Source organism: Paenibacillus sinensis, assembly GCF_019904155.1.
Classification (GTDB): Bacteria; Bacillota; Bacilli; order Paenibacillales; family Paenibacillaceae; genus Paenibacillus_AQ; species Paenibacillus_AQ sinensis.
Genome location: NZ_JAHCMB010000077.1, coordinates 102911 through 121487, shown reverse-complemented (window position 1 = coordinate 121487; position 18577 = coordinate 102911). Strand labels below are relative to the sequence as shown.

Genomic DNA, 18577 nt, shown 5'->3' with positions numbered 1-18577 from the left:
CCGCTCAGAGGGGCACGCCATGATTCTCCCCTGATATATTCCCGGGGCGGCGATTTATGCTGGGGCTTTCCCTTGACTGTATGGACGGTCACTAATGTTTTGCGGCGTGGCTGCAAATCCGCTACAATGTGACCATTGGTACAGTAGGAATATGGCCTGTTACTCTAATTTTACCCGGTTGACCGGGCGATTGAATACGATTACGAAGAAGATTTGCTGGCCTCTTCCCTGACGAAGAAGGGCTGGCGATCATACAGGAAGGCGGGCGGAGGGCTGCCCGGAGGTGGTCCGCGGATAAATGGAACGAAACAGCGAATTTACACCGGCCCTGGAATGGGCCGGAAGAGAGCGGGAGGCAGGCGGAGAGCTTCCTGCCGAGATGGCATTATTTGAACATATGCAGGGCGGGGACATGCTGCTACCTTTCGCTTATGAGGAGACGCTGTGCCGGGATGTCGGCGCAGGACTCGTGCCGCCCTCGCTGCACATATGGAGCCATACGGGCGGCGTGGCGCTGGGCCTCCGGGACAGCCGCCTTCCGTGCGCGGAAGGCGCGATGGCAAGCCTTGAGGCGGCGGGTCTGCGCGCGGCGGTCCGGCACTCGGGAGGGGCCGCCGTACCCCTTGACAGCGGGGTCGTCAACGTCTCGCTGATTTTGCCGAAGAGCCGGGGGACGCTGGACTTCCACCGCGATTTCCGGCTGCTGGCTTCGCTCATCGCCGAAGCCGTCGGGCTCTCCCATCCGGCCGCCGCGCCGCAGGTCATGGCCGGAGAAATCGCCGGGTCCTATTGTCCCGGCGAATATGACCTTTCCATCGGCGGACGGAAGTTCTGCGGCATCGCGCAGCGGCGGCAGAGCTATGCCTATTTCGTCCACGCCTTCGTTGTGGTTGCCGGCTCCGGTTCGGAGCGCGGCGAGATCGTGCGCCGCTTCTATGAGGAAGCGGCCTGCGGGCACGCGGAGCTGGATTATCCCCGCGTGCGCCCAGGTACGATCGCCGGACTCGGCGAGCTGGGCGGCCCGGACTCGGCCGCCGTATTCGCGCGCAGCGTCCGGACGGCTGTGGAGGCGCGGGGCACGCGCCTGCTGGCGGAAGCCGGACTTGCGGAGGCGTCCGGCTACAGACTCGGCTACGGCGACAGCCGAGTGCTGGAGGCGGCCGATATGCTGCGTAAGCGGTACGCCGGCTAGCCCGCGCACCGCTTCGCCGCTTCGCCGGTGCGGAGCGTGGAGCCGCGAAGAGAAAAGGCTTGCCGGGTCTCGGGAGCCGATTCGTCAGGAAGAGGAAGCGGAAGAGGATCGAATCGCGAACCCACGCCCGGCTATCATTCCCGCGATACCGCGCAATGAATAACAGGGTTAATTGTTAACGGCGAATCCCGCCGGTGAATACCCTGCCAGTGGATTTTACCATCAGTGGATACTCTGCCGGTGAGAATTCACTGGTGATATCCAACAAATGAGAATTCGCAATAGCCAACAAATGAGAAATCGCTGGTGAGAACCCGACTGATGAGAACTCGGCTGATGAGGCTGGTTAGTGAGAATCCCGCCGGTGAATATCCAGTTTCCGCAGCGGTTACACTAGTGACTCGACCGGATCAAATCGGAGCATTGCTGTTTTGAATCACAGCAAATAACCCTCTTCGAATTTATAGTTGACGGGTCAATTATTCGCGTGTATGATGAGTATGCCTAGATTGATTGTGCACAACCTTTCTTGGGAGGAGGTACGCCTTGACCGATTACGAGCCGGCGGATCGCCGCATCTTTGAACTGCTTCAAGACCTTAACAAGGCGCTGGCCCCGAAATTCGAACAATGCGCGGGCATCAGTCCCACCCGTCTCCGTCTGCTGGACGAGCTGTACCGCGTGGACGGCGTCAGCCAGAATGTTCTCCAGCGCAAGATCGGTATCGATCCCGCGGCGGTAACCCGCCATCTTCGCGGGCTGGAGGAGAAAGGCATGATTGTCCGGAGAACCCATCCGGATGACAGCCGGGCGACGCTTGTCTCGCTGAGCGACCACGGACGCGCCACGATCGGACACTATCGCGGGGAGAGGGTACGCTTCATGAATTCGCTGCTGGCGGGATTTCCCGAGGATGACAAGAGGGTGGCGGAGGCTGTGCTGACCCGTCTGCTGCACAATATGAAAGCTTTATAAACAAAAACCATTGGATAGGAGAGCTGTACTGATGAAAACACCGATTAACAACGATTTCACGCAAGTTGTCGCTGGACGCCGTTCGATCCGCAAATATGATCCATCCGTCAAAATCAGCAAGGAAGAAATGACGCAGATTCTGGAGGAATCAACGCTGGCTCCATCCTCCGTCAACATGCAGCCTTGGCGGTTTCTTGTTATTGAAAGCCCTGAAGGCAAAGCCAAGCTCGCTCCTCTGGCCCGTTTTAACCAGACACAGGTCGAGACTTCGGCGGCGGTTATCGCCATATTCGGCGACATGAACAACTTCGATTACGCCGAAGAAATTTACGGTGCGGCTGTCGAGCGCGGCCTGATGCCGCTTGAAGTCAAGGAGAAACAGCTGGCCTCCTTCTCCAAATATTTCTCCGTTATGCCTCCTGAAGTAACACGGGAAACGGTGCTGATCGACGGCGGTCTGGTATCGATGCAGCTTATGCTGGTCGCCCGTGCGCATGGCTACGACACGAACCCGATCGGCGGCTTTGAGCGCGATCAAATTGCCGAAGCATTCGGTCTGGACAAGGACCGCTACGTGCCGGTTATGCTTCTCTCCGTCGGCAAAGCTGCCGATGAAGGCTATGCTTCGGTCCGTCTGCCCGTTGACCGGGTAGCGGAGTGGAAATAATTCCGTTCCTTGCCGCAACACATTACCAGCCCAAACAGGAGGAGAGATAATCCAATGATTATTATTCATGCACTGATGCAGGTCGATCCGGCGAAGAGAGAGGCTTTTCTGGCTGAAGCCCAACATCTGCTTGCCGCTACACATGCGGAGGAAGGCAACCTGTCCTACGAGCTGTACGAACATGCGGGAGTCTCCAATTCATTCATCATGGTGGAAACCTGGCGCGATTCCGCTGCCGTTGAAGCGCATAACGCAAGCAGCCATTTCCAGGCTTTTGCGGGCAAGGCGGGCGAATTCCTGTCGGCCCCGCTGGACGTTAAGGTATACGGCGCCGAGCCGGTAAGTAAATAAACGAACAAGCAACAGGCCCTTCGGCCGCTAAGTGCGGCTGAGGGGCTTTTTTCGCATGATCGGGTCTGTCGGAGATTTCCGGGTGCCCTTTTTTGACATTGACAAAGCGTGTTCATGGAAGTACAAAAAGAAGATATGACGGAAAGGAGAAGCCGGTTATGAAACTTACGATTATTTCCCCTCCGCCGGTGCTGTCCGTCTCCGTACGCGATCAGCATCGTCCAATTGAGGTTCATTTCCGCTCGCCTTACGGAGAGGGCAAGGGCTGGTGGCTGGGGCCGGTTCCGGCTCCCGGCGAAGAGCTTGACGTGGAGCTTGAGCTTGACGGGCTGCTGATCCGCTGGGTCGACGTCGCTCCCGCGCCCGGAGAGAGGCCGATCATTGCTCTGGAAGAAGGGCTGACGGTGCTGAGAGGGACGCTCGAAGACATTGAAGAGGACGGAACGGCCTATTTGACGATCGGCGAATCGGAGATTCCGTTCGAGTGCATCGGGGAGCCGATGGCGGTAGGGGGAACGGTGGAAATCAGGACTGGCGCTCTGCGTCTGTATCCCGCGCTTCACGCTTCTCTGTAGCCCGAATCTTGTCCAAATGCACGGGGAAGCGTGCGAAGGATGGATTGCGTCCGCTCTTGTGCGTCCGGGCCTTGGCGGGTATGCTTATAGGAACAAGCACGCCTGCAACGCTTATTCTGTAGAATTTTCAAGAGATGTTGTTCGCTCCGGCAGGGTTGAATCCCGTACTTCCGGATCTGAACGCGTACTGAACACTTGATTCGAAGAGTGAAGAGAGCTGTAAGGAGCCTAGCGATATGAACAATGATATTCAGCAATTCAAGAGTGAATTCTTCAAGGCGCTGGCGCATCCGATGCGCATCCGCATTCTGGAACTGCTCAGCGAGGGCGAGAAGACCGTCAACGAGATGCAGGCGATTCTGGGATCGGAGGGATCGGCGGTATCCCAGCAGCTTGCCGTCCTGCGGGCCAAGAACGTCGTCAACAGCGTGAAGGAGGGCACGTCGGTCATCTACTCGCTCCGCGATCCTCTGATTAAGGACCTGCTGGCGGTGGCCAAGCGCATTTTTGACAACCACCTGGTGAATGCCATTTCCCTGCTCGAAGAAATCCGCAGCGAATAACGCTGCGGTTTCCTGCGTTTTGGGGAAGGATTTTGGATTGACAAGGAGACGTGACAGGAGTATCGTGACCAATATATTCAAATAATCAAATATTCAGAGAAAAGAAGGTTTTGGATAATGGCACGGTGGGGACGGTATTCAGACTGCACATGGAGCACGCTCCGCAAGGATCTTGTCGCCGGAACGATTGTCGGGGTGATCGCCATTCCGCTTGGCATGGCGTTCGCCATCGCTTCGGGGGTCAAGCCTGAATACGGCATTTATACGACGATTGTTGCGGGCGTTCTGATTTCGCTGTTCGGCGGCTCCAGGTTTCAGATTGGAGGGCCTACGGGGGCGTTCATTCCGATTCTGTTCGCGATCGCATCGGAATACGGATACGAGAATTTACTGATTGCCGGCATGATGGCCGGCGTCCTGCTGATTCTGATGGGCCTGCTCAGGCTCGGTGTGCTGATCCAATTCATTCCGAAGCCCGTCACGATCGGCTTCACGGCGGGCATCGCAGTCACGATCTTTACCGGCCAGATTGCCAGCTTCCTCGGATTGAAGGGAATTGTCCGGCATGAGAGCTTCGTGGCGAACATGCGCGAGATCGGCGTTCACCTCTATACGGCGAATCCGTACAGCATCGCCACGGCGGCAGTATGCCTCGCCGTCGTGCTGCTGGGGGCGCGTTACGCCCCCAAGGTGCCGGCCTCGCTGATCGGCCTGATCGCGGCGAGTGTCGTCGCCGCGCTGTTCTTCAGCGGCAAGGTGGCGACCATTGGCTCGGCCTATGGCGCAATCCCGAACACGCTGCCGAGCTTTCATGTTCCGGTCCTGAGCTGGGACCGGATTCACCTGCTGCTGCGGCCTGCGCTTCTCATCGCCATGCTGGGGGCGATCGAATCCCTGCTGTCGGCCGTTGTGGCCGACGGCATGACCGGCAGCCGGCATGACAGCAACCGCGAGCTGATCGGCCAGGGCATCGCGAATGTCGCCGCCCCGCTGTTCGGCGGCATTCCGGCGACGGGCGCCATTGCCCGGACAGCCACGAACATCCGCAGCGGTGCGGTCTCCCCGCTGTCGGGCGTCGTTCACGGCGCCGCCGTCCTCCTGATTCTGCTGCTGTTCGCGCCCTGGGCATCGAACATTCCGCTGGCTGCGATGGCGCCGATTCTGATGGTCGTCGCCTGGAACATGAGTGAGCGCCGCTCCTTCATGCGGCTTCTCAAGCTGAGAACGGGGGACTCGCTGGTTCTGGCCGTCACCTTTGTACTCACGGTGTTCGCCGATCTGACGACTGCCGTAGAGGTCGGACTCGGGCTGGCCGTCGTGCTGTTCGTGAAGCGGATGGGCGAGGCGCATCTGATCTCCAAGGTGCTGCCTGATCCGAAATCGGTGAAGGTCGGGCCGCATATGGTCTCCGAGGACCATGACTGCCCGCAGATCGGCATTTACACGGTGGAGGGGCCGCTGTTCTTCGGTGCGGCCTACCGGTTCGAGCGGACGATGCCCGGGCTTGGGCCGGAGCCGCCGGGCGTCGTCGTGCTGCGGATGAGCCGGGTGCCCTTCCTGGATACGACGGGCGAGGGGAATCTGGCGAAGCTGGTTGCGGATTTGGAAGCGTCGGGCGGCCGGCTGCTGGTCTCCGGCATTCAGCCGCAGCCGCTGGAGCTGCTTCGCAGAACGGGACTGTACGATGTGATCGGTTCGTCCCGCTTCTATGAGCATACCGGCGACGCGATCGACGAGGCGCTCCGCGCCATTCCGAAAGACCGCTGCGCCGGCTGCCGTCATGCCGCCTTCCGGGAGTGCGCTGCCCTGTCGGCGGGAAAGGCGATGCCCCAGCCTGCGGCGGTCTTCAAAGCCCGGGCCGGTGCGGGCGCCGTCCGTTAACGCCGCGGGCTGTCCGGCCGTTGCCTGACAGGGGCGGCCCACATCGCAATTTGCGTGCCTGCGTGCTATCATCACACGCCATATCCTCAACACTGTAATCGTCCCGCCTCATTGTCCGCATAGTCATAATGCCCGGACATAATGCCCGGACGAGAAACCGCAGAAAGCCTGTTCCGATGATCCGGAACAGGCTTTCTGTACTCTTGTGCGCCGTCATGTCCGCCCCAGACAGACGACTGCCGCCCGGTGGACCGGCAGTCGGACCGCGGCGGCTCTGCGCCGGGTCCCCCATCCCTTGTCCATTGTCCGCGCCGAACCCCCGTCCCGCCGTCTTGGACCCGCGCGGATTGTCCGGGATCGCCTGCGCTCTTGTGCGCCGTCATGTCCGCCCGGGACAGACGACTGCCGCCCGGCGGACCGGCAGTCGGACCGCGGCGGCTCTGCGCCGGGTCCCCCATCCCTTGTCCATTGTCCGCGCCGAGCCCCCGTCCCGTCGTCTTATCGCCGCCCGGATTCGCCCGGTGTCCCCAGCCCCGAAACTGGACTTTCGATGCCGCTTCTCGCTACAATAGGTTTTATATCCAAAAATCACCCGCGTATAAAGGAGTAGATCACAGAGGTGAAGGAGCTTAATTATCGCAAGGTGTTTCTGCTGCTGGCCGGTCTGACGGCGGCTACACTGGCCGTGTACGGCGTCGTCTCCGTACGGACCGACAATTTTTACAAATTTCTGATCTGGAATCTGTTTCTGGCCTGGGTGCCGTTTCTGTTCTCGCTGGCGGCCCATATGCTCTACAAGCATCACCCGCGCAGTCTGCTGCTGCTCCCGCTGGGCGCTGCCTGGCTGGTATTCTTCCCCAATGCTCCCTACATCATGACAGACCTGCTGCATTTGACCAATCGCAGCGCTCTATATATCGTGAATGGCGCCGTCCAGAGCCGGTTCTGGTACGATCTGACCATGCTGCTGCTGTTCACCTGGAGCGCCTGGCTGACCGGATTCTTCTCGCTGTACCAGTTCCAGACTGTCATCTGGCGCAAAAACGGCATGGCCCTGTCTTGGGTATTCGTACTTGCGGCCTGCGCTCTCGGCGGATACGGCGTCCTGCTCGGCAGGGTGTACCGGCTCAACAGCTGGGAGGTGCTGACCGACAGGCACCGGCTGTATGAGCTGATGCTCGACAGTGTCAACCGACAGTCTGTCTTCTTCAGCTTCTTTATCGCCATAGTGCTTCTTGTCATTTACGCGACGCTGTACACGCTGTTGAACACAAGGGGCAGCAAGGAAGAGACCCTTCGGTTTTAGGCCGGTTGCTCCGGCTCGTAGCCGAAGGTCTTCAGGTTGATCGCGCCGCTTCCGTCGAAGAGGACGCCCTCGCCCAGCAGATACAGGCGCTGAATCTCGCCCCCTTCGCCTTCTCCAAGCGAGATTCGGCCCTGCGCATTGACGACCCTGTGCCAGGGAAGCCTGTGACTGCGGCTCATGCTGTGCAGAATCCGCACCACCTGTCTTGCCCCGCGCGGGCTGCCTGCGGCGGCGGCCACGCCTCCGTAAGTCATCACCTTCCCTTCGGGAATGGACTGGATAACGGAGATCGCCTTTTCTGTGAACGGCTGCATGGCTGGGTCAGCCCCTTTCGTCATAATTCTTCTCCGATTATAGCATTATATGAAGCTGCGCAGATCCTTAACGGACGCGCAGCGGTTCACGGCATCCGCGTGTTTGCGGATGCCGTTTCTTGTTGCGGCAGACACTGGCGCTGCGCATACAAGCCGGATAACGGGGGATAATTAAGCAAAAAAGGAGGCGACTGCCATGCCGGAGGGCGGGAACGGTCAAGCCGGACTGAACGGGCCCGGCGGATCTGATGGAACAGAAGGGACAGCCGGTCCGAACGGACCAGGCGGAGAGAGCGGACAACCGAAGGAAAGCGGGCAGGCCGGAATGGGTAGCCGGAATAGTCAGAGTCGGCAGAACGGGCAGTCCGTTCCATACGGACATGGCGGGACATCGCAGACCGCCGGGGAGAACGCCGAGCTCACCCTCAGCAGCTCCCTGGACGAGACACTCGGCCGGTTCCGCAAGGTCTTCGGAAGCGACGGGACGATTCGCATCCGGGTTATCGAGAACCCCGGCGGCGGATTTCGCTGCGGGCTCCTGTACCTTGACGGAATGATCGACCGCCTGATCCTGCAGGAAGGCGTTATTAAGCCGATCATCAATTATTCGCTTCCGGACGGTGTGCGGATGGCGCCGCCTGAGCTGCTTGAAGAAATCAGGAGCCGTATCATCAGCGCGGCTGACGTCAGGGCAACTTCGGATATGAGCGAGGCGATTTCTGCCGCGCTGAGCGGGCATTCGCTGCTGTTCATCGACGGTCATGCAGGATCGCTGATCATCGGAACACAAGGTTGGGAGTCGCGTGCAATCTCGGATTCCATGACAGAGAAGACGATCCGCGGTTCCCGCGAAGGGTTCACCGAGACCTTGTCCGTGAACCTGTCGATGATCCGCCGACGGGTGCAGGCGCCGGACCTGAAATTTCTATTCATTGAGGTCGGTCGGCGGAGCCGCACACCCCTGTGCATCTGCTATCTGGAGAGCCTGGCCCCTCCGGCTATTCTGAAAGAGCTGCAAAAACGGCTGAACGAGCTCGACATCGACCATATTCTGGACACCGGCTATCTCGCGGAGCTAATCCGGGATGAGCCTTATTCTCCCTTCGACACTATCGGCAGCACGGAACGGCCGGACACGCTGGTTGGCAAGCTGATGGAGGGGAGGATCGGTGTGCTGATCGAGGGAACTCCCTTCGCGCTGTCGCTGCCTTTTCTGTTCATCGAGAATTTCCAGGCCAGCGAAGACTATTACATCAACTATTATTTTGCTTCCTTTAACCGGCTGCTAAGGCTGGGCGGCGCTCTCTTGTCCATCGGCATTCCGGCCATGTATGTGGCATGGGTAACCTATGCGCAGGAAATGGTGCCCACGAAGCTGCTGCTCAGCATCGCCGCCTCAAGGATGGCCGTCCCCTTTCCCACGATCGTGGAGGCGGTGCTGATGATCCTCACGTTCGAAATTTTGCGGGAGGCAGGCGCTCGCATCCCAACCTCCATCGGCCAGGCCGTCAGCATCGTAGGCGCACTGGTGCTTGGCCAGGCGGCCGTCGATGCCCGGATTGTCAGCGCCCCTATGGTGATCGTCGTCGGAGTAACGGGCATTACAACCCTGCTAAATCCCAGACTGACCGGACCGCTGCTCGTCGTCAGGTTTCTGCTGCTCTTTTGTTCCTTTTTTCTCGGATCATACGGCTTGTTTCTCGGCATGCTCGGCGTGCTCATCCATTTGATGAGCCTTCGCTCCTTCGGTACCCCTTATATGCTCGGCACGAGCTCAATTAAGCCCGAAGATATCAAGGATACGGCTGTCCGGGCGCCCTGGTGGGATATGCGGGTCCGTCCGGCCGTGACGGGACTCCGTAATGTATGGAGACAGCGGACAGGGAGGCCGAAGGCATGATGCGCAGCGTGAGGCTGGGAGTAAAGCTGCTCTTGATCCTGGCGATATCGCTGACATCCGGATGCTGGAATTACAAGGAGGTGGAGGATATGTCCATCGTCGCCGGAGTCGCTGTGGACAAGGGAGAACAGGAGGGGGAGCTGAGACTGTCGGCAGAGCTGGTGGATACGTCCGGCGAGCCCAAAAATACCAAAGTCGGTTTTAAGATCGCCTCACTGACGGGAGATACGATGTTTGAAACGGTCAGAAACATGATCTCGGTTACCGGGAAAAGACTGTTCTGGTCCCACTCCAAAGCGATCATTTTCAGTGAGGAAATCGCGAGAGAGGGACTGATCAAGGTAATGGACTGGTACAATCGCGACACCGAAACCAGATCGGATATTTATATTTTTGTCTCTACGGAGAAGACAGCACGCGAAATTCTGGAACTTAACAGCCCGATGCAGGCAGTCGTGTCATTCAATCTGGAGCAGTTGATGAGGGATGAGCATAATGCAGGCACAGCTCCGGTCGTTGAGATTTGGGATTTTATAGGCAGAATTGAGTCCAAAGGGAAATATGCTGTTGCCCCGCTTATCAGGATCGAGAAGTCGCCGGGAGGAAAGAAGACCGAGCGCGTGGACGGAACAGCTGTTTTTGCCAGAGACCGCATGATCGGCAAGCTGAGCGGGGAGGAGAGCAGGTACATGATGTTCGCGAGCAATGACGTAAAAGGCGGTATTCTTACCGTCAAGGACAAGTCAGGCAAGCCGGAATATTCGCTGGAGATTTTGTCGAGCAAGACGAGGATACACCCGGTACTCCGGAATGGAAGGCTCCGGATGGAGGTGTCCACAGTGACCCATGTGAGTCTTGGCGAGGTGATGATGAAGGAGGACCTGCAGAAGAACGGGGATATCAAGGAAATTGAAAAACTGGCCGAGGAACAGCTGAAAGCGGGCATTGAGCAAGTAATTGATAAAGCCCAGCATACTTTTCACTCGGATATTTTCGGATACGGCGAGATTGTGCATGAGGGCATGAAGAACACCTGGAGCAAGATTCAGAATTCCTGGGAGGAAGAATTCACGAATTTGGAAGTGGCGGTGCAGACGAAGATCATTATTGAGAGCAGCGCAAAAACGAGCCGTACGATCCGGATCGGGCATTGAGATGCCAATTCTCGTCGTAATGACTTATGCCGCATTGTTCTTCATTGACCCTTATGGGCTCTTCAGGCAGGGGATGAAGCGGGAGGGCTATGTCTGCTCGGTCCTCTGGGGAATATCCTTTCTGATCGCTTTCGCGCTGGCGATGGGATGGGAGCTTCCGAGCCCGTCTCCTTTGATTGTTAATCTGGTCAAGCGGCTGTACTAAACGATGATGCGGGAGGAAACAGCATGAGTAAAGAGATCATACCCGGCGGACAATCGATTGCGAGCATTGTGCTTTTTTGTATGGGAGGTTCCCTGTTCTTAGGCAACTCCGGCGCCTCGGGAAATTCCGCCTGGATCGGAGTTCTCATCGCCATGGCGCTGGCTTGTCCGTTAATGCTGCTCTATGCCCGGCTGCAAGCTCTTCTCCCCGGAAAAAATCTGTACGGGATGCTTGAGTCGGTGTTCGGCAAACTCATCGGCAAGTCTTTGTCCTGCCTGTTTATCGGGTACGCTATGTATTTGGGCGCTATCGCACTGCGCGACTTCGGAGAATTCAGCAAGACAATCGCCCTTACCGCAACCCCGATGCTCGTTCCGATGATGGGAGTCGGATTGCTGGGCATCTGGGTGGCGCACTCGGGTATAGAAGTGATGGGGAGGACGTCCAAGTTTCTATTTCTCGTAGCGATCACGGGCCTGGTAATCGTGCTGCTGCTGTCCATTCCTAATTTTAATCCTCATTATCTCAAGCCGCTGCTGGACAAGGGATGGAGGGGCATATTCATAGATGCGGCTACGACCTTCGCTTTTCCTTTCGGAGAAGTTGTACTGTTCCTTGGGGTCTTCGATTGTCTTTCCGCTAAAACACCGCTTTACAAGGCGCTGCTGGGCGGCTTCGGGATTGCAGGCTTGCTGATGCTGGCCGTCACTCTCCGCAATCTGCTTGTTCTCGGGCCGGAGGTCATTTCAAGTCTGTATTTTCCTTCCTACGTAGCGGTAAGCCGGATTGATATTGGAGATTTCCTGGAGCGGATTGAAGGCTCATCGGCGATTATTTTTGTAACGGCCCTATTCGTGAAAGTCAGCGTATGCATCTACGTGGCGGCCAGGGGCATCGCCCATCTCTTCAATCTGAAGAGCTACCGCTCCGTTGTGCTGCAGACTGGCCTGATTATGATCCTTTTTGCGGATTTTGTGTATAAGAACATCATGGACATGGTATATTTCTCCTTTCACATCTATAAAGTATTTGCCTTCCCGTTCCAGGTTCTTCTGCCTGCCGCATTGCTGGCGGGAGCGGAAATTGCCGCCCGGAGAGGCAGGCTGAAGAAGGAGACGGCAGAGAAATAGCGGGCAGATACCCGGATTTCCATCGCTTCCGGTATCCGGGTTATAATGGGAAGATAGCCGCAGGCGGGAAGCCGCGGCAAGACGATCTGTCGGGAGGCGCAAGAAGCATGGCGGATAAAGAGAAAGTCATTACATATGTGTCGATGCCGTCGCATTGGGGGCGGGAGACTCGTCACAAATATTACTGCCAGGGCTCCAAGACGCTCGCCATTATGTTCCCGGGCAAGAACTATCCGGCTGAGATGCCGCTGCTTCATTATTCGGGTAAAGTGGCGCTTGAATACGGCTGCGATCTGTTGCTGCTGGAGTACGGCTATCAGAGTGCCCGGACCGAGCTGAAGCGCGAGGAGATGGGCATTCTGGAGGAAGAATGCCGTCAGGCGCTGGCGTCGCTTCCGGCGTACGAGCGGCTGCTGTTCATCGGCAAGAGCATCGGCACGGTGATCGCGGGCGCAATAGCCTCAAGCCCGGAATTCTCGGGCAAGGCGGAGTGTCTGTACCTGACGCCGCTGCCGCAGACGATTCCGCATATCCTGAAGACCGGAGGGACGGTTATTTACGGCGGGGCGGACCCGCTGTTCGGCAGCCGGAATGCGGAAGAATTGAACGGGGTCCGTGGTGTGTCGGTTTGCAAGATCGACGAGGCGAACCATTCCCTGGAAGTCGGAACAGTCAACGAGTCGCTGGCGGTACTTATTGTCGTGAATAATTTAGTTCATGAATTCATCCGGAAATCGAGAATCCCGGAGAAGTGATGATATCTGAAAGGCGGAGAGGGGCATGATTCTGGAAGCGGCGCTGCTGCATATCAAGCCGGGGATGACGGAGGACTTCGAAGAGAGCTTCAGGGAGGCGTCGCCTCTTATCGCCTCCATTGACGGCTACCTGGGCCACGAGCTGCAAAAATGCCTGGAGGATGACCATAAGTACCTTTTGCTTGTCAGGTGGCGGAGCCTGGAGGATCATACGGAGGGCTTTCGGGGCTCGGCGCAGTATGAGCGCTGGAAGGCGCTGCTGCATCATTATTACGATCCGTTCCCGGTTGTGGAGCATTTCGATTCCGTCTTCCGGAGTGAAGGAGGCGGGGCATGGCGATGAATGTGTACATTGCCCTGATTCGCGGAATCAATGTCGGCGGGAACAATATCGTCAAGATGCAGGATCTGAAGGCGCTGTTTGAAGACTTGGGATTCCGGAACGCGAGAACCTATATTCAGAGCGGCAATGTTGTATTTGAAACCGGAGAAGGAGATAACGGAGAGACGGTCCGCCAAACCATCGAGGACGGATTTCGGGCCGCATTCGGTTTCGGTGTTTCTGTGGTTGTTAGAAGCGCTGAGGAGCTTGTGTCCGTCATCGCGGGCAATCCTTTCGAGCTTGCCGCCGCCGAGGATTTCAAGCGGTTGCATGTCTTCTTTCTGTCCGGTGAGCCGGATAAGGAAGCGCTGGAGCGTCTGGCCCCTTATGAGAACGGCGAAGATATGATCAGGGTCGCAGGGAGAGACATGTATATACTGTTCCATACGAAGATCAGCGATTCTCCGCTGTTCAAGGTATCGCTGGACAAGGTGCTGGGCTTGTCTGCCACCTCACGGAACTGGAATACGGTAACGAAGCTGGCGGCGATGGCAGGAGAATGAGGCGGGAATTCCCTGCTGGAACGCATTCAATCGTACTTTCAGCGAGCCTAGAGCATCAGTCATAGCAAGGCGGTTTCGGACCCGATCGGCCCGGAGCCGTTTTTTTTTGTTGTGCTCAGGCATTTATTTTACAAAATCAGGATTTGTTGGAATTTGAGCCTTCAGTAAACATTCAGCTTGGTTTCAGGGGGAGTTAAGGTAGGGGTGTGATAATACAAAACAGAAGAGGACGGGCGGCGCGGTCGTCAAGGAACGAGCCCCCGAAGATACATTGTGTGGATGGAGAGTGATGTTATGAAATCAATCCGTAAGCTCATTTCGGACCCGATTCTGATCGCCATTATGCTGCTGGCGGCATTTCTGTACGGGTACGGGATCTGGAACGACAAGTATGTGAATTTATTCTACACCAGCGCGGTCGGCAGCATGCTGCAGAGCTGGCATAACTTCTTCTATGCTTCGCTGGACTCGGCGGGCTCGGTAACGGTGGATAAGCCGCCGGTGGTGTTCTGGATACAGACGCTGTTCGCGTGGGTATTCGGCCTGAAAGGCTGGGTCGTTATTCTGCCGCAGGCGCTGGCAGGGGTAGGGTCGGTTCTGCTGGTCTACCTGCTCGTGAAGCCTTCCTTCGGCAAGGGAGCGGCCCGCATCGGGGCTCTGGCGATGGCCCTTACTCCGGTGGCCGCGGCCGTCAGCCGGACGAACAACATCGACGCCATGCTGGTGTTCACCCTGCTGCTGGCGACATGGTTCCTCTTCCGGGGAGCGAGAAATACCAAGATCGGCAGCCTGATCGCCGCGTTCGCGCTGATCGGCGTAGCGTTCAACGAGAAGATGCTTCAGGCCTATATGATAGTTCCCGCCTTTGTTCTTTTTTACTGGCTGGCCGTGAAGATGAACTGGAAGAAGAAAACCGGCATCCTGGCGGCATGCACAGCCGTTATGCTGGTCATCTCCGTATCGTGGGCGATGATCGTGGATTCGATCCCGGCCAGCGAACGTCCTTATATCGGAAGCAGCGGTAACAACTCGGTTATGAACCTGGCCTTCGGATATAATGGCGTGTCCCGTCTGACAGGGGATCGCAACACCGGGGGCGGAGGCAACTTCCAGCGGATGCAGGGCGGTGAAATGCCGGCAGGCTTCGCGCAGGGCATGATGGGCGAGATGCCGGGCATGAACGGTCAAGGCGGTGGAGTACCGGGTATGCAGAATGGAGCGGGCGGACAAACGCAGTCCGGCGGCAGCTCTGGCTCCGCCGATGCGGTGAGCGCCGCATCCGCAGAGAGCGGCGCGAACGGCAATTGGCAGAACGGCGCTGGCACTGGACAATTCACCGGCGGCAGGGATGACGGCGGACGGATGGGAGGAAGCCGTGGCCAAGGCGGAATGGGCGGTGGCGGCATGTTCAACACCGGTACGGCCGGTCCGCTGCGTCTGTTCCAGCAGGAGCTGTCCGGCCAGGCCAGCTGGCTGCTTCCATTCATTATCCTGGGCTGCGTCGGCTTGTTCTCCAGTGTGCGCAGAACCCATTTTACCCAGAAACATAAAGAGGCGCTCTTCTGGCTGGCTTGGCTTGTTCCGGTTGCCGGGTTCTTCAGCATCGCGGGCTTCTTCCATCAATACTATCTCATCATGATGGCACCTCCGATCGCGGCGCTGGCTGGCGCCAGCTTCGTCAAGCTGTGGAAGCTGTACCGGGAGGGCACGAATTGGCTCTCCTGGCTGCTGCCGGCGGCCGTTCTCGTTACGGCGGGCTTCCAGTGGTACATTCTGCATCCGTATAAAGCGACGATCGGCGCCGGCTGGTCCTACGGCATCCTGATCGCAGGCATTGCAGTCGCAGCGATTCTGATCATGCTGAAGGGAAGCGGGAAGCCGTTCATCCGATTCATCTCCATCGCAGGGCTGTTCGTTCTGCTGGTCGGTCCGTTCTACTGGTCGCTGACTCCGATCGTCTACGGCTCGAACAGCATGACGCCGGCGGCCGGCCCGGACAGCAGCCGCAGCGGCTTTGGCGGAGGCGGTATGACGCTTCCGACCGGTATGGAGATGCCGGGCGGCTTCAATCCAGGCGGTACGCAGAACGGCGCCCAATCCGGGCAGCCGGGCGATGACGGACAGAACGGAACCGGTACGGCCGGAAATAACGGCCAGAACGGTCAGAACGGCACAGGAAATGCCGGACAAAATGATACAGAGGCGCAGAACGGAACAGACAGCCGCGACGACAGCCGCTCCAGAAACTTCGGCGGCGGTATGAACGGCAGCGAGAACGTCAACGAATCGCTGGTGGCTTATCTGAAAGAGCATAATACCGGCGAGGAGTATCTGTTCGCTACCACCAATTACAGCACAGGCGGTCCGTACATTGTTGAGGGCAACAAGGTTGTCATTCTTAACGGCTTCTCAGGCTCCGACGTCGTTTACACGACGGATACGCTGCAGGCGTTCGTTAAGAGCGGCAAGGTCAAGTACTTCTACATCACAAGCGGCGGCATGGGCGGCGGTATGGGCGGCAATTCGGAGCTGACGACCTGGATCACCGAGCATGGCAAGGAAATCCCGTCCTCGGAATGGCAGGGAACCGGCGGAAGCGCAAGCGGTACGCTCTATGAAGTAACGCTGAATTAAGCGAAGGGCAGCCTTGCCGAGAAGGATTGACGGCGGCGCGGGACTCCATATCCCGCGCCTGCCATCCCTATTAATAAAGGAGGAGCTAACATGGGTTCAAATGTGCGCTATTCCGTCATTATCCCGATGTACAATGAGGAAGCGGTCATTCAGGAGACCTATCGCCGGATCAAGAAGGTCATGGGCACGGCGGGCGAGCCGTATGAGCTGATCTTCGTCAACGACGGCAGCGTGGACAGCTGCGCGCAGATGATCGAGGAGTACAGCTACTGGGACGAGAGCGTGAAGCTCATCGATTTCTCCCGGAACTTCGGCCACCAGGTGGCGATTACAGCGGGCATGGATTATGCCCAGGGGGATGCGGTGATCATTATCGACGCCGACCTGCAGGACCCGCCGGAGCTGATTCTGCAGATGATCGACGAATGGAAGAACGGATATGAGGTTGTCTATGCGAAGCGCGTCAAGCGCAAGGGCGAGACCTTCTTCAAGAAATGGACGGCAAGCATGTTCTATCGCGTGCTCGCTTATTCCACCGATATCAATATTCCGGTTGATACCGGAGACTTCCGCCTGATCGACCGGAAGGTATGCGATCAGCTCAAGCGTCTGCCGGAGAAGAACCGGTTCGTCCGCGGACTCGTCAGCTGGGTAGGCTTCCGCCAGAAGGCCATCGAGTATGAGCGGGACGAACGTCTGGCAGGGGAGACGAAATACCCGCTGAAGCGGATGGTCAAGCTCTCGCTGGACGGTATCACTTCATTCTCATACAAACCGCTGAAGCTGGCAGGGTATATCGGCGGGCTGCTGTCGGCGGCAGGGTTCATCTATTTGCTCTATGTGCTGTATCTGGCCATTTTCACCGATTCGGCAGTCAAAGGATGGGCATCGATGATCGGCATCACGCTGACCTTCAATGGCTTCGTTCTGCTGATGCTGGGCATTCTCGGCGAATATGTCGGCCGCATCTACGATGAATCGAAGGGCCGTCCGCTCTATATCGTCAATGAGGTGTACCAAGGAAAAAAGCAGCAGCAGCCTGTCCGCGTGCAGCCTCAGAGCTACGAGCCCAAGAACTACGAGCCTAAGAACTACGAGACCAAAAACTACGAGTCCAAGCAACCATCGTGATCGGGGAAGGAGCGAGCGAATATGAAAATCAAGAAAGCCGTTATTCCTGCGGCGGGGCTTGGCACCCGGTTCCTGCCGGCGACAAAGGCCCAGCCGAAGGAGATGCTGCCGATCGTTGACAAGCCGGCGATCCAGTATATCGTGGAAGAAGCCGTCCGATCGGGCATCGAGAGCATTATTATCGTGACGGGACGCAACAAGAAGTCGATTGAGGATCATTTCGACAAGTCTGTGGAGCTGGAGCAGACGCTGGAGGAGAAGGGCAAGAAGGAGCTGCTGCGCGAAGTCCGGGCGATCAGCGAACTGGCGAGCATCCATTATATCCGGCAAAAGGAGCCGCTGGGACTGGGCCACGCCATTCTGTGCGCCGAGCAGTTCATCGGCGACGAGCCGTTCGCCGTGCTGCTGGGCGACGACATCATGGTATCGGAGACGCCGGCCCTGCAGCAGATGATGCAGCTCTACGAACGGCGGCCTATGACGATCGTCGGAGTGCAGCAGGTGCCGAAGCAGGAGACGGGCAAGTACGGCATTATCGACTCGGACGGTGGACGCGCCGGGGTACACGAGGTCAAGGGCCTTGTCGAGAAGCCCGATCCGGCCCTGGCTCCTTCCACTTACGCGGTTATGGGCCGCTACATTCTGGAGCCTTCCATCTTCTCCGTGCTGGCGGGATTATCACGGGGCGCGGGCGGCGAGTACCAGTTAACTGATGCGCTGCATGAAATTTGCCGCAGGGAAGGTCTGTTGGCCCTCGATCTTCAGGGCAGACGATACGATATCGGCGATAAATTCGGATACATCCAGGCTACTCTGGAGATCGGACTTCAGCGCGAGGAGCTGCGTCCGCTGCTGCTGCCTTATCTGCGGGGACTCATGGAGCAGATCGGCGAGGGCCGGGAAGAGCCTGCGGGAAGGAAGCGGTATGGATAACAGGACGCCGGGACGGAAGTTCCATC

General features: G+C 57.8%; 20 protein-coding genes. 18 read left to right on the top strand and 2 right to left on the bottom strand.

The window, feature by feature from the left end; all coding sequences use genetic code 11:
• The first annotated feature begins 298 nt into the window (after positions 1 to 298).
• The 7 genes from KIH86_RS09990 to KIH86_RS09960 all read left to right on the top strand — a co-directional run bounded on the left by KIH86_RS09990 (position 299) and on the right by KIH86_RS09960 (position 6204).
• Entirely contained in the window at positions 299 to 1192 is an 894-nt protein-coding gene (locus KIH86_RS09990) for a lipoate--protein ligase family protein (protein ID WP_223084286.1), read from the top strand.
• Between the two features lie 546 nt (positions 1193 to 1738).
• Positions 1739 to 2167: a MarR family winged helix-turn-helix transcriptional regulator gene (locus KIH86_RS09985; protein ID WP_223084285.1), complete on the top strand. Its 429-nt coding sequence runs from the start codon at positions 1739 to 1741 to the stop codon at positions 2165 to 2167.
• Between the two features lie 31 nt (positions 2168 to 2198).
• Positions 2199 to 2834 carry a nitroreductase family protein gene (locus tag KIH86_RS09980; protein ID WP_223084284.1) on the top strand — a complete coding sequence of 212 codons (636 nt, stop codon included), beginning with the start codon at positions 2199 to 2201 and terminating at the stop codon, positions 2832 to 2834.
• Positions 2835 to 2888: 54 nt separating this feature from the next.
• Positions 2889 to 3185 carry a putative quinol monooxygenase gene (locus KIH86_RS09975; protein ID WP_223084283.1) on the top strand — a complete coding sequence of 99 codons (297 nt, stop codon included), beginning with the start codon at positions 2889 to 2891 and terminating at the stop codon, positions 3183 to 3185.
• Between the two features lie 158 nt (positions 3186 to 3343).
• Complete coding sequence (locus KIH86_RS09970; RefSeq protein WP_223084282.1) at positions 3344 to 3760, top strand: hypothetical protein; 417 nt, start codon at positions 3344 to 3346, stop codon at positions 3758 to 3760.
• Between the two features lie 236 nt (positions 3761 to 3996).
• The gene (locus KIH86_RS09965) at positions 3997 to 4323 is read left to right on the top strand and encodes an ArsR/SmtB family transcription factor (RefSeq protein ID WP_038693399.1); all 327 of its coding nucleotides are present in this window, start codon (positions 3997 to 3999) and stop codon (positions 4321 to 4323) included.
• 117 nt (positions 4324 to 4440) lie between these two features.
• Positions 4441 to 6204 carry a SulP family inorganic anion transporter gene (locus KIH86_RS09960; protein ID WP_223084281.1) on the top strand — a complete coding sequence of 588 codons (1764 nt, stop codon included), beginning with the start codon at positions 4441 to 4443 and terminating at the stop codon, positions 6202 to 6204.
• A gap of 86 nt (positions 6205 to 6290) precedes the next feature.
• On the opposite strand, the gene KIH86_RS09955 is transcribed toward KIH86_RS09960, so the two are convergent.
• Positions 6291 to 6662, bottom strand: coding sequence for a hypothetical protein (locus KIH86_RS09955; RefSeq protein ID WP_223084280.1), 372 nt, complete (start codon positions 6660 to 6662; stop codon positions 6291 to 6293).
• Positions 6663 to 6823: 161 nt separating this feature from the next.
• On the opposite strand from KIH86_RS09955, the gene KIH86_RS09950 reads away from it, so the two are divergent.
• Positions 6824 to 7510, top strand: coding sequence for a DUF1361 domain-containing protein (locus tag KIH86_RS09950; RefSeq protein ID WP_223084279.1), 687 nt, complete (start codon positions 6824 to 6826; stop codon positions 7508 to 7510).
• Here KIH86_RS09950 and KIH86_RS09945 read toward each other — a convergent pair.
• Positions 7507 to 7824, bottom strand: coding sequence for an MGMT family protein (locus tag KIH86_RS09945; protein ID WP_223084550.1), 318 nt, complete (start codon positions 7822 to 7824; stop codon positions 7507 to 7509). The two genes, KIH86_RS09950 and KIH86_RS09945, sit on opposite strands and share 4 nt — an antisense overlap.
• Positions 7825 to 8020: 196 nt before the next feature.
• Here KIH86_RS09945 and KIH86_RS09940 point away from each other — a divergent pair, with 196 nt between their 5' ends.
• The 10 genes from KIH86_RS09940 to galU all read left to right on the top strand — a co-directional run bounded on the left by KIH86_RS09940 (position 8021) and on the right by galU (position 18551).
• A complete protein-coding gene (locus KIH86_RS09940; protein ID WP_223084278.1) occupies positions 8021 to 9724 on the top strand; it encodes a spore germination protein in 1704 nt (567 codons plus the stop codon).
• Positions 9691 to 10878: a Ger(x)C family spore germination protein gene (locus tag KIH86_RS09935; protein WP_223110419.1), complete on the top strand. Its 1188-nt coding sequence runs from the start codon at positions 9691 to 9693 to the stop codon at positions 10876 to 10878. Before KIH86_RS09940 ends, KIH86_RS09935 begins: the two co-directional genes overlap by 34 nt.
• A gap of 1 nt (position 10879) precedes the next feature.
• Entirely contained in the window at positions 10880 to 11083 is a 204-nt protein-coding gene (locus KIH86_RS09930) for a hypothetical protein (RefSeq protein ID WP_223084276.1), read from the top strand.
• A 23-nt stretch (positions 11084 to 11106) separates the two neighbouring features.
• Positions 11107 to 12213: a GerAB/ArcD/ProY family transporter gene (locus KIH86_RS09925; protein WP_223084275.1), complete on the top strand. Its 1107-nt coding sequence runs from the start codon at positions 11107 to 11109 to the stop codon at positions 12211 to 12213.
• Between the two features lie 107 nt (positions 12214 to 12320).
• Complete coding sequence (locus KIH86_RS09920) at positions 12321 to 12968, top strand: hypothetical protein (RefSeq protein ID WP_223084274.1); 648 nt, start codon at positions 12321 to 12323, stop codon at positions 12966 to 12968.
• Positions 12969 to 12993: 25 nt separating this feature from the next.
• Positions 12994 to 13311 (top strand): antibiotic biosynthesis monooxygenase family protein, encoded by a 318-nt coding sequence (locus tag KIH86_RS09915; RefSeq protein ID WP_223084273.1) that lies wholly within the window; start codon positions 12994 to 12996, stop codon positions 13309 to 13311.
• The gene (locus tag KIH86_RS09910) at positions 13302 to 13853 is read left to right on the top strand and encodes a DUF1697 domain-containing protein (RefSeq protein ID WP_223084272.1); all 552 of its coding nucleotides are present in this window, start codon (positions 13302 to 13304) and stop codon (positions 13851 to 13853) included. Before KIH86_RS09915 ends, KIH86_RS09910 begins: the two co-directional genes overlap by 10 nt.
• 294 nt (positions 13854 to 14147) lie before the next feature.
• Entirely contained in the window at positions 14148 to 16487 is a 2340-nt protein-coding gene (locus KIH86_RS29825; protein ID WP_223084271.1) for a glycosyltransferase family 39 protein, read from the top strand.
• A 90-nt stretch (positions 16488 to 16577) separates the two neighbouring features.
• Positions 16578 to 17618, top strand: a complete 1041-nt coding sequence (locus KIH86_RS09900) for a glycosyltransferase family 2 protein (protein ID WP_223084270.1) — start codon at positions 16578 to 16580, stop codon at positions 17616 to 17618.
• Between the two features lie 21 nt (positions 17619 to 17639).
• Positions 17640 to 18551 (top strand): UTP--glucose-1-phosphate uridylyltransferase GalU, encoded by a 912-nt coding sequence (gene galU, locus KIH86_RS09895; protein ID WP_223084269.1) that lies wholly within the window; start codon positions 17640 to 17642, stop codon positions 18549 to 18551.
• Positions 18552 to 18577: the final 26 nt, after the last annotated feature.

Bases quoted from the DNA above. Each gene is read 5' to 3' on its own strand.
- KIH86_RS09990 (WP_223084286.1), top strand. From the start codon at position 299: ATGGAACGAAACAGCGAATTTACACCGGCCCTGGAATGGGCCGGAAGA.
- KIH86_RS09980 (WP_223084284.1), top strand. From the start codon at position 2,199: ATGAAAACACCGATTAACAACGATTTCACGCAAGTTGTCGCTGGACGC.
- KIH86_RS09975 (WP_223084283.1), top strand. From the start codon at position 2,889: ATGATTATTATTCATGCACTGATGCAGGTCGATCCGGCGAAGAGAGAG.
- KIH86_RS09970 (WP_223084282.1), top strand. From the start codon at position 3,344: ATGAAACTTACGATTATTTCCCCTCCGCCGGTGCTGTCCGTCTCCGTA.
- KIH86_RS09965 (WP_038693399.1), top strand. From the start codon at position 3,997: ATGAACAATGATATTCAGCAATTCAAGAGTGAATTCTTCAAGGCGCTG.
- KIH86_RS09960 (WP_223084281.1), top strand. From the start codon at position 4,441: ATGGCACGGTGGGGACGGTATTCAGACTGCACATGGAGCACGCTCCGC.
- KIH86_RS09955 (WP_223084280.1), bottom strand. From the start codon at position 6,662: ATGGGGGACCCGGCGCAGAGCCGCCGCGGTCCGACTGCCGGTCCGCCG.
- KIH86_RS09945 (WP_223084550.1), bottom strand. From the start codon at position 7,824: ATGCAGCCGTTCACAGAAAAGGCGATCTCCGTTATCCAGTCCATTCCC.
- KIH86_RS09940 (WP_223084278.1), top strand. From the start codon at position 8,021: ATGCCGGAGGGCGGGAACGGTCAAGCCGGACTGAACGGGCCCGGCGGA.
- KIH86_RS09935 (WP_223110419.1), top strand. From the start codon at position 9,691: ATGGAGACAGCGGACAGGGAGGCCGAAGGCATGATGCGCAGCGTGAGG.
- KIH86_RS09930 (WP_223084276.1), top strand. From the start codon at position 10,880: ATGCCAATTCTCGTCGTAATGACTTATGCCGCATTGTTCTTCATTGAC.
- KIH86_RS09925 (WP_223084275.1), top strand. From the start codon at position 11,107: ATGAGTAAAGAGATCATACCCGGCGGACAATCGATTGCGAGCATTGTG.
- KIH86_RS09920 (WP_223084274.1), top strand. From the start codon at position 12,321: ATGGCGGATAAAGAGAAAGTCATTACATATGTGTCGATGCCGTCGCAT.
- KIH86_RS09915 (WP_223084273.1), top strand. From the start codon at position 12,994: ATGATTCTGGAAGCGGCGCTGCTGCATATCAAGCCGGGGATGACGGAG.
- KIH86_RS09910 (WP_223084272.1), top strand. From the start codon at position 13,302: ATGGCGATGAATGTGTACATTGCCCTGATTCGCGGAATCAATGTCGGC.
- KIH86_RS29825 (WP_223084271.1), top strand. From the start codon at position 14,148: ATGAAATCAATCCGTAAGCTCATTTCGGACCCGATTCTGATCGCCATT.
- KIH86_RS09900 (WP_223084270.1), top strand. From the start codon at position 16,578: ATGGGTTCAAATGTGCGCTATTCCGTCATTATCCCGATGTACAATGAG.
- galU (WP_223084269.1), top strand. From the start codon at position 17,640: ATGAAAATCAAGAAAGCCGTTATTCCTGCGGCGGGGCTTGGCACCCGG.